General features: G+C 66.9%; 16 protein-coding genes and 1 riboswitch. Of the genes, 12 read left to right on the top strand and 4 right to left on the bottom strand.

What is annotated here, in order from left to right; translation table 11 throughout:
- Positions 1–903, bottom strand: coding sequence for a cobalamin-binding protein (locus C996_RS0108130; protein ID WP_018866959.1), 903 nt, complete (start codon positions 901–903; stop codon positions 1–3).
- Between the two features lie 146 nt (positions 904–1,049).
- Positions 1,050–1,258, top strand: a riboswitch (cobalamin riboswitch).
- A 94-nt stretch (positions 1,259–1,352) separates the two neighbouring features.
- On the opposite strand from C996_RS0108130, the gene bluB reads away from it, so the two are divergent.
- The 8 genes from bluB to cobS all read left to right on the top strand — a co-directional run bounded on the left by bluB (position 1,353) and on the right by cobS (position 8,911).
- Positions 1,353–2,105, top strand: coding sequence for a 5,6-dimethylbenzimidazole synthase (bluB, locus tag C996_RS0108125; protein WP_018866958.1), 753 nt, complete (start codon positions 1,353–1,355; stop codon positions 2,103–2,105).
- On the top strand, positions 2,102–3,004 hold the full coding sequence (gene cbiB / locus C996_RS0108120; RefSeq protein ID WP_018866957.1) for an adenosylcobinamide-phosphate synthase CbiB: 903 nt from the start codon (positions 2,102–2,104) through the stop codon (positions 3,002–3,004). Before bluB ends, cbiB begins: the two co-directional genes overlap by 4 nt.
- A 16-nt stretch (positions 3,005–3,020) precedes the next feature.
- Positions 3,021–4,022 carry a threonine-phosphate decarboxylase CobD gene (gene cobD, locus C996_RS0108115; protein ID WP_018866956.1) on the top strand — a complete coding sequence of 334 codons (1,002 nt, stop codon included), beginning with the start codon at positions 3,021–3,023 and terminating at the stop codon, positions 4,020–4,022.
- Entirely contained in the window at positions 4,019–5,506 is a 1,488-nt protein-coding gene (locus C996_RS0108110) for a cobyric acid synthase (RefSeq protein ID WP_018866955.1), read from the top strand. The genes cobD and C996_RS0108110 overlap by 4 nt, the downstream gene beginning before the upstream one ends.
- Complete coding sequence (cobU, locus tag C996_RS0108105) at positions 5,503–6,024, top strand: bifunctional adenosylcobinamide kinase/adenosylcobinamide-phosphate guanylyltransferase (RefSeq protein ID WP_018866954.1); 522 nt, start codon at positions 5,503–5,505, stop codon at positions 6,022–6,024. Before C996_RS0108110 ends, cobU begins: the two co-directional genes overlap by 4 nt.
- A gap of 145 nt (positions 6,025–6,169) precedes the next feature.
- Positions 6,170–7,231, top strand: coding sequence for a nicotinate-nucleotide--dimethylbenzimidazole phosphoribosyltransferase (gene cobT, locus C996_RS0108100; RefSeq protein ID WP_018866953.1), 1,062 nt, complete (start codon positions 6,170–6,172; stop codon positions 7,229–7,231).
- The gene (locus C996_RS0108095) at positions 7,228–7,791 is read left to right on the top strand and encodes a histidine phosphatase family protein (protein WP_026279250.1); all 564 of its coding nucleotides are present in this window, start codon (positions 7,228–7,230) and stop codon (positions 7,789–7,791) included. Before cobT ends, C996_RS0108095 begins: the two co-directional genes overlap by 4 nt.
- A gap of 346 nt (positions 7,792–8,137) precedes the next feature.
- Positions 8,138–8,911 (top strand): adenosylcobinamide-GDP ribazoletransferase, encoded by a 774-nt coding sequence (gene cobS, locus C996_RS0108090; RefSeq protein ID WP_018866951.1) that lies wholly within the window; start codon positions 8,138–8,140, stop codon positions 8,909–8,911.
- Between the two features lie 3 nt (positions 8,912–8,914).
- On the opposite strand, the gene C996_RS0108085 is transcribed toward cobS, so the two are convergent.
- Complete coding sequence (locus C996_RS0108085; RefSeq protein ID WP_018866950.1) at positions 8,915–9,124, bottom strand: hypothetical protein; 210 nt, start codon at positions 9,122–9,124, stop codon at positions 8,915–8,917.
- Between the two features lie 17 nt (positions 9,125–9,141).
- Complete coding sequence (locus C996_RS0108080; protein WP_018866949.1) at positions 9,142–9,564, bottom strand: putative toxin-antitoxin system toxin component, PIN family; 423 nt, start codon at positions 9,562–9,564, stop codon at positions 9,142–9,144.
- An 84-nt stretch (positions 9,565–9,648) separates the two neighbouring features.
- Between C996_RS0108080 and C996_RS0108075 the strand changes: the two genes are divergently transcribed.
- The gene (locus C996_RS0108075; protein ID WP_018866948.1) at positions 9,649–10,275 is read left to right on the top strand and encodes a YIP1 family protein; all 627 of its coding nucleotides are present in this window, start codon (positions 9,649–9,651) and stop codon (positions 10,273–10,275) included.
- A 270-nt stretch (positions 10,276–10,545) separates the two neighbouring features.
- On the opposite strand, the gene C996_RS0108070 is transcribed toward C996_RS0108075, so the two are convergent.
- On the bottom strand, positions 10,546–10,845 hold the full coding sequence (locus C996_RS0108070) for a hypothetical protein (protein ID WP_018866947.1): 300 nt from the start codon (positions 10,843–10,845) through the stop codon (positions 10,546–10,548).
- 618 nt (positions 10,846–11,463) lie between these two features.
- On the opposite strand from C996_RS0108070, the gene C996_RS14835 reads away from it, so the two are divergent.
- The 3 genes from C996_RS14835 to C996_RS0108055 all read left to right on the top strand — a co-directional run.
- Positions 11,464–12,843, top strand: coding sequence for a flagellin (locus C996_RS14835; protein ID WP_018866946.1), 1,380 nt, complete (start codon positions 11,464–11,466; stop codon positions 12,841–12,843).
- Between the two features lie 263 nt (positions 12,844–13,106).
- Positions 13,107–13,343, top strand: coding sequence for a flagellar protein FlaG (locus C996_RS0108060; protein WP_018866945.1), 237 nt, complete (start codon positions 13,107–13,109; stop codon positions 13,341–13,343).
- A gap of 423 nt (positions 13,344–13,766) precedes the next feature.
- Positions 13,767–14,248, top strand: a 482-nt coding sequence (locus tag C996_RS0108055) for an IS256 family transposase (protein WP_026279265.1), incomplete at its 3' end; no start/stop codon positions are given.

Raw genomic sequence — 14,248 nt, 5'->3', positions numbered from 1 at the left:
TCAGTCCACCCGGCGGAGTCGGGCCCGCTCGAGCTCCTCGCACATCAGGCGGGTGCCCTCGGCGATGCGCGGGGTATGGCGCTGCAGCAGGGACGGCGGGATGAAGAACAGGTTGTCGCGCTGGACCGCGGTCATGTCCTCCCATTGCGTCCAGGCGATGACCCAGTCGGGGCGATCCTCGCCCATGCCGCCGCCAATGATGACCTCCGGGTCGGCCTCGATGACCGCCTCGCGATCCATGCGCGGGACCAGGCGATCCAGGTGGCCGAATACGTTCACCCCGCCGCACAGGCGGATCGCCTCGCTGATCAGGTGGTCGTCGTTCACCGTCATCAGGGGTTGTTCCCACACCTGATAGAACAGGCGTACCGGGTCGCGCTCGGCGTAGTCCTGGCGCAGGGTGTCGATCGCCTCCTCGAAGCTTCGCACCGCCTCGTCGCCCTGCGTCTCGGTGCCGGCGAGCTGTGCCATGCGGCGCATGCTGGCGGACACACCGTCGAAGCTGCGGGGCTCCGACACGTAGACGTGGAAGCCGAGCTCGCGCAGGTGTTCGATCTGGGATTGCGAGTTTCCGCTGCGCCAGGCGACGACCAGGTCCGGATCCAGTTGCACGACGCGCTCCATGTCGATGCGGCTGTAGCCGCCCACGCGGGGGAGCATCTCCGCCTCCGGCGGGAAGTCACTGTGCTGGGTCGCGCCCACCAGCTTGTCGCCGGCCCCGACGGCGAACAGCACCTCGGTGATATGCGGGGCGAGGCTGACGATGCGCTCGGCGGGTTGTTCCAGCCGGATCTCGTGACCGTCATCGTCGGTCACCGAGACCGGGTCGGCCAGTGCCGGCGCGGTGCAAAGCAACGTCGCGACGAGCAGGGCGGAGGAGTGTCCGAGGGTCTTGAAATTCATAAAAATCCGGTGGTTGTGGCGCTGTTGCGAGGTCGAATGGAGGACGTCTGCGGTAGTGCGCGCAAGCCGCAAAAGCGTTTCATCATAGCAGCATGCACAAGATGGTTTGGTGCCCAAATTGGTCGGGGGCGCGCCGAACGCGTATCATACGGCGGCTAGTATCAGGTGCCTGCAATGCGCAGGTGAAACGGGAAGCCGGTGCCAATCCGGCGCTGCCCCCGCAACGGTAAGTGAGCGGCGAACCACACCGCAGGCTTGGCCACTGTGTCCCCACGGGTCACGGGAAGGCGTCTGCGGCATCGGCACCCGCCGACGCTCGCAAGCCCGGAGACCGGCCTGGTGATGACGCATCCTGCGATCGTGCGGCGGGCAACGATCGAGGGCACGGGCACTATCTGCGGTGCCCGTTCCTTCGTGGTTTCGCCGTGCCGTCGCCCCGACGGAAACGCATGACGAACCCAGATCCCAAACCGACAGAAGGGCATCCGAACGCGTTCGCCTCGGCCGAGCGCGAGGCGGTTTATCGCGTGATCGGGGAACGCCGCGACATGCGCCATTTCCGCCCGGATCCGGTGGATCGCGCTACGCTGCGCCGGCTGCTGGAGGCCGCCCACCGCGCCCCCAGCGTCGGGTACATGCAGCCCTGGCGCTTCCTGCGGGTAACCGACCCGGCGCTGCGCGAGGCCCTGCATGCCCACGCCGCGGACGAGCAGGCCCGCACCGCCGAGGCCTGCGGGGAGCGCGCGGCGGAGGTGCACCGCCTGAAGCTGGAAGGGATCCGCGAGGCGGGGGAGTTGCTGGTCGTGGCCCTGACCGACGACCGCGAACGCTATGTGCTGGGGCGCCGTACGCTACCGGAGATGGACCTGTGCTCGGCGGCCTGCGCGATCCAGAACCTGTGGCTGGCCGCCCGCGCGGAGGGGCTGGGCATGGGCTGGGTCTCGCTGTTCGATCCGGACTGGCTGGCGCGGCAGCTGGACATGCCGGAGGGCGGCTATCCGATCGCGGTGCTGTGCCTCGGCCATGTGGAGCGTTTCTACGACCGGCCGATGCTGGAGACCGCGGGCTGGGATCGCCGGCGGCCCCTGGAAGAACTGGTCTTTCAGGATCGCTGGGGCGTGCGCGGCGAGCTGGCAGCCGACCAGGATGCGGCAGGCACCGGACACGGGGCGGACGAACGGACCGGATCCGACAGCGCATGAGCGCCTTCCTGATCCTGATGGGCGCCCTGATCCTGGATCGCTTGTTCGGCGATCCGCGGCGGTTCCACCCGCTGGCCGGGTTCGGTCGGCTGGCGGCCTGGGCCGAGTCCCGCTGGCATGCGCCCAGTCGCCTGCGCGGGGCGTTGCTGCTCGCGGCGCTGGTCCTGCCATGGGTGGCGCTGGCCGCTCTGGGGGTGTCGCTGGCCTGGGGCTGGTTGCTGTCGCTGGCGATCCTGACCTTGGCGATCGGCTGGCGCAGCCTGGACGAACACGCCGAGGTGGTCGCGCGGGCCCTGGAGACGGATGATTTGCACGGTGCCCGCACGGGCGTGGGGATGCTGGTCAGTCGGGACACGGAGGCCCTGGACGTGCGCGGGGTGAGCGGGGCGACCATCGAGTCGGTCCTGGAGAACGGCAACGATGCGCTGTTTGCCACGATCTTCTGGTTCCTGGTCGCCGGGGCACCGGGCGTGGTGGCCTACCGGCTGGTCAACACCCTGGATGCGATGTGGGGGTACCGAAACGAGCGGTATTCCACGTTCGGCTGGGCGGCCGCGCGGCTGGATGACGCCATGAACCTGATCCCGGCGCGTCTGACGGCCCTGGCCTATGCCCTGGCGGGGCGCGGGCGGGACGCCTTGCAGTGCTGGCGTGAACAGGCCGCCGGATGGAAGAGCCCGAATGCCGGGCCGGTGATGGCCGCTGGGGCCGGTGCGCTCGGGGTGGTGCTGGGCGGCCCGGCGCCCTATGGCGGCCAGCGCGAGTGGCGCCCGCGCCTGGGCATGGGCCGTCTGGCCGATGCCGCGGGCATTCGCCAGGCGGTGGCGCTGGTGGACCGGGCGCTGGCGATCTGGATGGCATTCATCGTGGTGGGGGTGATTGTCGTTGTCCTGTTCTGATCCGCAGAAGGCTCCCATGCCCGAATCCCGGGCGCTCGTGCAGGTGCACGGGGGTGGCGTGCGCCAGGCAGCTGCGCGCTACGGCATTCCGGCAACCGAGTGGCTGGATCTCTCCACCGGCATCAACCCGCATGGCTATCCCGTGGGCGAGGTCCCGCAGCGGGTCTGGGCGCGGCTGCCGGAACCGGATGACGGGCTCGAGGCCGCGGCCGCCGACTATTACGGCACCGCGGCCCTTTTGCCCGTCGCCGGCTCGCAGGCGGCGATCCAGTTGTTGCCGGCGCTGCGCCCGGATACGGCGCGCGTCGGCATCCTCGAACCCAGCTACAACGAGCACGCCCGGGCCTGGCGGGAGGCCGGACACACGGTACGCCCGCTGAGTGGCGAGGCGATCGCCGCCGCGCTGCCCGAGCTGGACGTGCTGGTGCTGGTCAACCCGAATAACCCGACCGGGCAGTGCTTCGAGCGTGCGGACCTGCTGGCCTGGCATGCGGAACTGGCGGCGCGTGGTGGCTGGCTGATCCTGGACGAGGCCTTCGTGGATGTGACGCCGAGGGCCAGTCTCGCGCAGGACGCTCCGCGCGAAGGCCTGGTGGTGCTGCGTTCTCTCGGCAAGTTCTTCGGGCTGGCGGGCGCGCGGGTCGGGTTCGTGATCGCCGACGACGCGATGCGCGCGCAGCTGGCCGCCCGACTGGGTCCATGGGGCCTCGCCGGACCTTCGCGCTGGGTTGCTACTCGGGCGCTGACCGACCGTGCCTGGCAGGCCGAGACACGTAGCCTCCTGCAGGCGCGCGGCCAGCGCCTGGCGGAACGGCTGCGTGCGCACGGGCTGGCGCCCACCGGCGGCACCGCGCTGTTTCAGTGGTGCCGGGTGGAGGATCCCGCGGGCTGGCAGGACCATCTGGGCCGGCAGGGCATCCTGGTGCGTCGATTCGATGCGCCCGGGAGTCTTCGGTTTGGCCTGCCGGGTGACGCGGCCGAGTGGCAGCGTCTCGAAGCGGGGCTGCAGCGGGCATGACGGGCACGACGCTGATGGTGCAGGGGACGACCTCGGATGCTGGCAAGAGCGTGCTGGTGGCGGGGCTCGCGCGGGTGCTTTATCGCCACGGACTGTCGGTGGTGCCGTTCAAGCCGCAGAACATGGCGCTGAACAGCGCCGTCACCGCCGATGGCGGCGAGATTGGCCGGGCCCAGGCCCTGCAGGCCGCCGCCTGCGGCCTGGAACCGCATACGGACATGAATCCCGTACTGCTCAAGCCCAGCTCGGACGAGGGTGCGCAGGTGATCATCCACGGGCGGCCCGCGGCGGAACTGGATGCGCGGGCCTATCACGACTACAAGCCGGTGGCCCGCGAGGCGGTGCTGGCGTCGCACGGGCGCCTGACCGATCAGTACGACCACGTGCTGGTGGAAGGCGCGGGCTCGCCGGCGGAAATCAACCTGCGCGCGGGCGATATCGCCAACATGGGCTTCGCCGAGGCGGTGGACTGCCCGGTGATCCTGGTCGCGGATATCGACCGGGGCGGGGTTTTCGCGCATCTGGTGGGCACGTTGGCGCTTCTGAGCGAGACCGAGCGTGCGCGGGTTCAGGGCTTCGTCATTAATCGTTTTCGCGGCGATATCAGCCTGCTGCAGCCGGGGCTGGACTGGCTGGAACAGGAGACCGGCAAGCCGGTGCTCGGCGTGATTCCGTACCTGCACGGGCTTTATCTGGATGCCGAGGACGCCCTGCCGCGCGAGGCGGTGCCGGAGAAGGCTACGGATGCGCTGAAGGTGGTCGTGCCGGCCCTGCCGCGCATCTCCAACCACACCGATTTCGACCCGCTGCGCCTGCACCCGGCGGTGGATCTGCGGTTTGTCGGGCCCGGCGAGTCGTTGCAGCCGGCGGATCTGGTGATCCTGCCGGGCTCCAAGTCGGTGCCCGACGACCTCGTCTGGCTGCGCGATCAGGGCTGGGAGGCCGCGCTGCAACGGCATGTGCGCTACGGTGGCAAGGTGCTGGGCATCTGTGGGGGCTTTCAGATGCTGGGGCGCGCCGTGCACGACCCCGACGGCGTCGAGGGCCGGACCGGTTCCACGCCGGGGCTTGGCTGGCTCGATATCGAGACCCGCCTGGCCCCCGAGAAGCGTCTGGAGCGTGTTCACGGGGATCGTGTGCTGGGCCGGGAGGCAGGCGTGGAAGGCTACGAGATTCATGCGGGCATCACGACCGGGCCCGGACTGGAGCAGCCGCTGCTGCATCTGGCGCACGGGCCGGATGGCGCGTGCAGCGAGGACGGTACGGTGGCCGGTACCTACGTGCATGGCGTATTCGACCGTTCGGAGGCCGCCGATGCCTTGCTGCACTGGGCGGGTATGCGGGCCGGTTTGGGACAGGGAGAAGACCTGGCCGCGGCGCGCGAACGCGGTCTTGCACGCCTGGCGGATACGCTGGAGGAACACCTGGACATGAAGCGTGTACTGACCCTGCTGCGGGCGGAATCGGGAGAGCCGGTGGCATGAAGACCCTGGTCCTGGGCGGCGTGCGTTCCGGGAAGAGCCGGCTGGCCGAACGCCTGGCGGCGGAATCCGGCCGGCCGGTCACCTATGTCGCCACGGCACGGGCCGACGATGCCGAGATGGCGCGCCGGATCGAGCGTCATCGTGCCGACCGCCCCGGCGACTGGGGCCTGGTCGAGGCGGACACGGGACTGGCGCGGGCACTGGAACAGGCCGCTGGCCCGGGCCAGTGCCTGCTGGTCGATTGCCTCACCCTGTGGCTGACCCAGCTCCTGTGCACCGATGACGAGGCCCGGATCGAACGCGAGCGCGAGGCCCTGATCGAGACGATCCCGGGCTTGCCGGGCACGCTGGTGTTCGTCTCCAACGAGACGGGGATGGGCATTACCCCCATGGATGCGCTGTCCCGCCGCTTCGCTGACGAGGCCGGCTGGCTGCACCAGCGCCTGGCCCCCGAGATGGACCGCGTGGTCCTCACTGTCGCCGGTCTCCCGCATGTGCTCAAGGGTGACCTGCTGTGATCCAGGGCGGGCTTTGCTGTAGCCAGGGTGACGAGGGTTCGCGGGCAAGCCCGCTCCCACAGGGCTGTCGCACATGCCTTTGTGGGAGCGAGTTTGTTTGTGGGAGCGGGCTTGCCCGCGAAGACGGATCGAATAGGGAGAACATGTGACCGAAGACTGTGACTGGCTGCAGGTGCCGCCGGCGCCCCTGAGTGCCGAGGCGCGCCGCGCAGCGGCCGAGCGGCAGGCCCAGCTGACCAAGCCGCCCGGCTCACTGGGCCAGCTGGAGGCGATCGCCGAACGCCTGGCCGCCATGCAGGGCGTGGGCCAACCGACGCTGGAGCAGGTGCACATCGCGGTGTTCGCCGGTGACCACGGCGTGGTCGCCGAAGGGATCTCGCGATTCCCCCAGGCGGTGACCGCGCAGATGGTCGCGAACTTCGCGAACGGCGGCGCGGCAATCTCGGTGCTGGCACGGCACCTGGGCGCGTCCATCGAGGTGATCAATCTGGGTACCGTGGCTCAGCCACCGGCCGTCAGCGGCGTGCAGCAACTCAATCTGGGTCCCGGCACCGCCAACCTGGCCCGCGAACCGGCGATGATGCCGGCGCAGCTGGAGCGCGCGCTGAACGCCGGCCGCCAGTGCGCCGAGCGCGCCCGAAGGGGCGGGGCGCAACTGTTCATCGGTGGCGAGATGGGCATCGGCAATACCACGGCGGCCGCCGCACTTGCCTGTTCATTGCTGGACCTGCCGCCGGCCGATCTGGCCGGGCCCGGCACGGGTCTGGATGCCAATGGCGTGCGCCACAAGGCCGAGGTGATCGAGCAGGCATTGAGCACTCACGTCGATGTGCGCGGCGATGCGCTGGGCAGCCTGCGTTGTCTGGGTGGCTTCGAGATCGCGGGCCTGGCCGGCGCCTATATCGCCGCGGCACAGATCGGGTTGCCGGTACTGGTGGACGGCTTCATCAGCACCTCGGCGGCGCTGGTGGCGGAACGCCTGTGCCCGGGCACCGCGGAGTGGTTCTTTTACGCCCACAGTTCGGCGGAGCCGGGCCACCAGCGACTGCTGCAGGCGCTGGCGGCCGAGCCACTGCTCGATCTCGGCATGCGCCTGGGCGAGGGGAGCGGGGCGGCCACCGCCGTGCCCCTGCTGCGCCTGGCCTGCGAGCTGCATTCGGGGATGGCGACTTTCGCCGAGGCGGGTGTGAGCGGGGAGGGCAGTTGAGCACGGACGCGACACGTATCGGCCTGCTGCGGCACGGCGAGACGACGGGCCAGGGGTTTTGTGGGCGTGGCAGCGATGTCCCGCTGACGGCAGCAGGCTGGCACGCAATGCGCGAGACACTCGCGCGTGACGCCGACTGGGATCGCGTCGTCTGCTCGCCGTTGATGCGATGCCTCGGGCCTGCCGAGGCGTTCGCCGAGCAGGCAGGCGTGCCACTCGCCGTGGACGAACGCCTGGCCGAACTCGACTTCGGCGACTGGGAAGGCCGAACGGCGGCAGCGCTGATGGAGACGCAGGCCAATGCCCTGGGCCGTTTCTGGGAAGACCCGCTGAATCATGCGCCGCCCAATGGCGAGTCGCTTCGAGCGTTTCGCGAGCGTGTGGTCGCCGGCTGGAATGATCTGGCGCCCAACGAAGGGGAGCAGGTCCTCGTGATCGCCCACGGGGGTGTCATCCGCCTGATCCGCGCCCTGCACGAGGGCTGGCCGCTGGAAAAACTCCTGACTATCGACGTCCCGCTCGCGTCCCTGCATATTGTCGAGCCATGGCAGGTCTACTGATGATTACCCATCCCGCACTGCAACAGGAGCCCGAGCCAACCCGCGCCCGGGCACTTGCGTGCGGTTCTGTGGGAGCGTGCTTGCACGCGAAGCCCCGGCCCGCGCCCGACTCTGGCAGGGGCTTCGCTGCCCGCGCGAACGGGCAGGATCCCCGTAGGAGGCCAGCCCCCTGGCCGATCGGAACTATGCCAGCGCCCCATCGGCCAGGGGGCTGGCCTCCTACAGCTAGGGGTGACGGAGGGGGCCGTATGAACTCGGTATTGGCTCGCTTCTGGCCGATCGGGAAAATGCCGCCCCATCGGCCAGAGGGCTGGCCTCCTACCGGCAGGAATGACGGAGGGGTTGCATGAACCCCGTGATGACGCCCCTCTGGCTGGCCATCCAGTTCCTCACACGCCTGCCGACCCCCGCGCTGGAGCCGCGCCCCGAGGATCTGGGGCGTTCGGTACTGACCTATCCACTGGTCGGGCTCATCCTGGGGTTGATCGTGGTGATCGTCGGCATCGGGCTGTCCGCCATTCCCGGCGCGCCGACGCTCCTTGTCGCGGCATTGGTGCTGACATTCTGGGTGGCCCTGACGGGCGCACTGCACCTGGACGGTCTGGCGGACACGGTGGATGCCTGGGTCGGGGGGCAACGCCATCCGGAGCGCGCCCGCGGGATCATGAAGGACCCGGCCTGCGGTCCCATGGCTGTCGCCGCGCTGATCCTGATACTGGCGCTGAAGGGCACGGCACTGGTGGCCGTGGTGGAAGCCGGTGCGTGGATTGCCGTCCTGCTCGCCATCGTGCTGGCGCGCCTGGTGCCGCCGGTGCTGTTTCTGACCACTCCCTACGTGAACCCGGTGGGGCTGGGCGCGGAGATGGCGCAGCACCTGCCACACCGGGCCGCGAAGGGCACCGTTGGTGTCGCGGCCCTGCTGGTACTGGTGCTGGGGCTGGTGTCCGGACTGTGGGGCGTGATCGTGGCCCTCCTCGCCGCCGGAGCGTTGATGTGGGGTGCCACCCGCCTCCTGAAACACTGGCTGGGCGGCTTCACCGGCGACACCGCCGGTGCCACGCTGGAGCTGGTGGAGACCTCCGTGCTGGTCATCCTCGTGCTGGCGCTCGGGCTTTACTAGCCCTCAATCCGGCGAGGGCCCTCCCATCGCCTTGTCCAGCAGTGCCAGACCTTCCTGTTCCCGGCCCTGACCACGCTGGGCGCGCACTCGGAAACGAGTTTCCGCATCGTGTTCAGCAATCATCAACGTGGCCATCTCGTCCACAAGGCGGTTCACGCTGGTCCCGCGTTCGCGCGCCAGCGCCTTCAGCCGTTCGTACTTCTCATCAGGCAAACGTACGGTTAAAGCCGTCATGTGCGGATCTCCTTCAGCAGTTCGGCGGGATCGAGGATACGAATCTCCGGAAACTGCAGGTCCATCTGGACAAAATCGCGTTGGTTGCGCGTCACAATCATCTGGCAGCCGGCCGCTACCGCGAGTTCAATCAGGTGATTATCGCCTTCATCACGGAGGTTGGGTCGCCATCCAAAGTAGATTCGTGACCACATGCACCGCGCGGCGAAAATATCCAGCAACCGTTCCCGTTCGGCGGTCTCCAGCAGGCTCCCTTCAAAAAGCTCCGAGCGACCCAGCACATCCTCGTACTCCCGGAACAAGGCAGTGCCCATAACGGGCGTCACGCGCCCTTCGATACAAGCACGGATGGCTTGATTCGCCGGGCCGATGCCCATACAGGCGCCGACGAAGACGTTGGTATCGAAGACCACCTTCATGTCGAAATGGTATCATTTATGCCACCAGCGATGAGTGTGTCGGTGTGTCATGTGATGGTCATGTTTTTGCCACATACTCTCGAAATGACCGTGAGCGGCCAATTCAACCCACTGCGCTGGACGTCGCGTGCGCTCATCAACCCTCTGGGCGCGGTGCGTGACGCGCAGGCGATCGAGCAGGCGCCGCCCTGGTGGCAGACCTTCCTGCGACTTGTCTTACCGGTCCTGCTGCTCAGCGTGGTGATCAGTCAGGTCCTGTACCAGATCATTCCCACCGGTCTGCCGCCCGAGGCGATGCCCGGGGTGTGGGGGTTTGGCGTCTACAGCGTGCTTGCCATGAGTATCGGTGTGCTGGGCCTGGCGTGGTCCGCGCACTACCTGGCCGAACTCTTCCAGGGGCGCGGGGACCCGGACCGGGCCATGCTGGCGGTCAGTATCGGCCTGCTCCCGGCCTGGGTCGCCAAGGTCGCCGCCGCCTTTCCCTGGCCGTGGGGCAACGGCATCAGCCTGCTGCTGATCCTGTATTCGCTGTGGCTGCTGTACTGGTCGCTGCGTGGCATCCTCGGGCTGCGCCGCGGCAACCGCATCGGCCTGTTCGTGGCCACCGTCTTCTGCGGCGCCTTCATCACCCTCATCTTCGGCTGGGCCCTGATGGACCTGATCCCCGGCGCCACACCCGAGCACCGCATCGGCACCACCTGGCTGATCTGAGCCCCCGTTGTCGGGGCAACACTTGTAGGAGGCCAGCCCTCTGGGCGATCGGGTCGGACATCTGGCATTGATTAAGGAAATCGCCCAGGGGGCTGGGCTCCTACAGGAGCGGGACCGGCGGTGGGGGCTATCGCGTTGCGTGGGTGGTGCGGAGCCAAGGTTGAGTTCCGGGGCCTGTGTACAAAGCCTCTGAAACGCCGAGCAGGTGCTCGTCCTCACGATCCACCAGATCAAACAGCCGCGCGAGCCGCTGCGGTGGCGCCGTGACGGTCACAGGGCGACACCCGTGCAGTCGGCATGCGTATCGATGGGGCGGCGCGCGGTGCCTCGAGGATGCACCACGTTGTCCACGCGGCGTTCGCCCAGACGGCGTTGCAGTGCGACGTACAGTCGAAGTTGCCGGTCCAGCAGTTCATCCGGGGTGCCGTCCGCCTCGATGTAGAGGTCAATGTCGCCACCGCGTGCGGTAGCGTCCACGCGCGAGCCGAATAGCTTCACGTTTGCATCCGGCCCGAATGCACGGGCCACTTCCTCGCGGATAACCGTCTGTTGTTCGTCGCTCAGGCGCATCGCTCAAGTATATCAAGGCCCTGGGTCACATACCCGAACCGTCTCGCCTCCAACCACCACCGTCATCCTGCGAACCCGCCGCGAATCCACCACACCCCTGTCATTGCGAGGAGCGCAGCGACGAAGCAATCGCTCGGAATGAGCAAGTGTGCGGGAATCAAACGGCTTGCCACATGCAGCCGATTGCCACGTCGCCTGCGGCTCCTCGCAATGACGGGATGTGGTCGCTACCCTGGGGTGGCCGGCCCGTGGTCCCCGTTTCCGTAACTTTCTTCCACAGAACCGTCACCCCGGAAACCGCGCAGCGGTTATCTGGGATCTCTGCAGTGCGGGCTGCCCGTCGGTTGGAGTCTGGTCCGGCGTCTGGAGGTCCCGGCTCTCCGCTGCGCTGTGGCCGGGGTGACGGCGGGGTGTTTGGTGTGGATGATGGCGTGGCTGTGGCGGGTTGGAGGGCGCATGCGGTGCGGGCGGCAACGATTTGCCACCCGCGGTGAAAAAAATTTCAACGATGGGCTAAAGGTTCTGTAGGGCAGGTCGTTAAGGGTCCTGAGAGCGGGGATTGGCCCGTTCACCAGAACCGCCCGAGGCGGTGACGAACGACTCTACAGGAGAGCGATCATGTCCCAAGTAATCAACACCAACGTTCTTTCCCTGAACGCGCAGCGCAATCTGGGCAACTCCCAGGGCGCGCTGGCTCAGAGCCTGGAGCGTCTGTCCTCGGGCCTGCGTATCAACAGCGCCAAGGACGACGCGGCCGGCCTGGCCATTTCCGAGCGTTTCACCTCCCAGATCCGCGGCCTGAATCAGGCCGCGCGCAACGCGAATGACGGGATTTCCTTCGCCCAGTCTGCAGAAGGTGCGCTGGGTACGATTGGGGATGCAATGCAGCGAATCCGCGAGCTTGCTGTGCAGGCCGCTAACGACACCAATTCCTCTTCCGATCGTCAGGCACTGAATAACGAGGTTCAGCAACTGGTAGAGGAAATTAACCGGGTTGCGAACTCCACTGAGTTCAACGGGGAAAACATCCTTAATGGCGAGCTGGAAGACTTGGTCTTCCAGGTGGGCGCCAACCAGAACCAGACCATTTCGGTCGACGGTGTAGATGCGCGCGGCTCCCAGTTGGGTACTGCTAGCCTTGGTGGGGAGAGTCTCCTTCTGTCTGACCTGCCAGACGACGACGGGGACTTGGATCTAACCGATATTGTCATTAATGAACGCACCATCAATCTTGGTTCAGCGGAAGACCTTGATGATGTCGTTACGGCGATCAATGCTGCGACTGATGATACTGGCGTATCCGCAGCACGCGCCGAGGAAGTTGTACAGACGATTGGCGCAATCGATTCCACCGGTGGCGCGACTGTAACGATCAATGAAGTTGATATTACGATCGCTGATGGCGCTACTGACGAGGAAATACTGGATGCGATTAATGCCGAAAGCGCACAAACCAACGTTACGGCATCGTTTGATGGCGACGGCGAATTGGTCCTTACCGGGAGTGGTGATGATATCGCGGTTGATGTGGACGGTGGGACTGACTTCAGCTTTGGAGATCTCGGCAATGACGGAGAGGAAACTTATCTTCGTGCAATTGAATTGAGTGCTTCTCCGGCGGACGGTATCGATGTTGGTGGCACTAATGCGGAAGTCTTGGCTCTGGATGGCGACGTGAATGTGAATACCCTCGATGGTGTCAGCGTGGCGAGCCGCGAAGATGCCACCGAAACGATCGGTACGATTGACGCGGCCCTCCAGCAGATTAGCGGTCTGCGTTCGGAGCTGGGTGCGGTGCAAATCCGATTCGAGAACACCATCGCCAACCTTGAGATCTCCTCGGAGAACCTCTCGGCCGCCCGTTCGCGCATTATGGATGCCGACTTTGCATCCGAGACGGCGGAGCTGACCCGCGCCCAGGTGCTGCAGCAGGCGGGTACCTCGGTGCTGTCGCAGGCCAACGCCGTTCCGCAGAACGTGCTGGCCCTGCTGCAGTAAGCTCGATCACTCGGGCTTCTGGTTGAGGGTGGATGGCGCGAGCGCCATCCACCCCTTCTGAAGAGGACAGCGATATGAGTGATGGAATTGGCAATATCACATCACCGTTGGTTGCAGTGAACCCGCGCGGGGGGGAGGGGGCCAAGGTCCCGGGTCCCGGTGCGGGTTTTGTTCGTGGCGAGGGGCGGCCGGAGGCCGTTGCGCGTACGGGCATTAGCACGGAATCTTCGGCTCGTGGCTCCACCGGACCGGCGATCGAGGCCATGGATATGGACGAGGTCAATCAGGTGGTCGAGTCGATCAATTCCTACCTGCAATCCACCAAGCGGGCGCTGGAGTTCAGTGTGGACGACAGTAGTGGCCGAACGGTGATCACGGTGATGGACGGAGAACGCGAAGAGGTGATCCGCCAGATCCCGCCGGAGGCCGTTCTGGCCCTGGTGGAGCAGTTCCAGACCGAGCAGGAGCTCGGCGGGACGGGGCTGGCGGACAAGGCCTGAGGGCTTCGTAGACCTGCAAGCGTGATGTTGAGTTAAGCCGGGCCCGGCAGCGGGTCCGGCTTTTTTCGTTGTGCCCGCATCAGCCAGCCGCAGATCCACGGTCCGCTGGCACCTTTGCTGTCATTCGTGCCGCGGCCCCTTTGGCGTCATCCCGGCCGTATCGAAGTGGAGAGCCGGGATCTCCGGCGCCGGAATGCCCCCGACGGCTGTGCCACCTTCGGCGGTGGAGATCCCGGATAACCGCTGCGCCGTTGCCGGGATGAGGGAGGGGGGAAGCTCGTTGCAGGTTCGAGTGGTGGATGGGTGCCAGATTCTGGAGATTGAGTAGTGTGCTGAGTTATGTGCAGAAGCTGGCAGGAGGTGAGCGGCCATGGTATTCGGGTTGGTTAGCGACCACCGGAACCCCTCAAGGAGGGCGAGACCATGACCACTCACAAGAGCCAGGCTACTGCGGATCGCACGTCACTGCGAGCGTTATTGGGGACAGACGAGGAACTGATGCGCACGCTGGTGCGCGAGGCGGTCCAGCAGGTTCTGGAAGCCGAGATGAGCGACCAGCTCCAGGCGGCACCGGGCGAGCGCACCGAGGGCCGCCTGGGTTACCGGGCCGGGTACTACCCGCGCACCCTGATCACGCGCGTGGGCAAGCTGGAGTTGAGGGTCCCCCGGGACCGCAACGGCCAGTTCTCCACCAGCCTGTTCGAGCGCTATCAGCGCTCGGAGAAGGCGCTGGTCTCGGCCCTGATGGAGATGTATGTCCAGGGCGTGTCGACGCGCAAGGTCAAGGCCATCACCGAGGAGTTGTGCGGTCACGGGTTCTCGGCCTCGGCGATCTCGACCATCAACCGGGGGCTGGACGGCCGCCTGGCGGAGTTCGCGTCGCGGCGCCTGGAGGAGCCCTGCCC

This window comes from Thioalkalivibrio sp. ALE25 (assembly GCF_000377285.1).
GTDB lineage: Bacteria > Pseudomonadota > Gammaproteobacteria > Ectothiorhodospirales > Ectothiorhodospiraceae > Thioalkalivibrio.
Note: the sequence above shows the minus strand (reverse complement) of the source record. Positions and strands in the feature narration are given on the sequence as shown.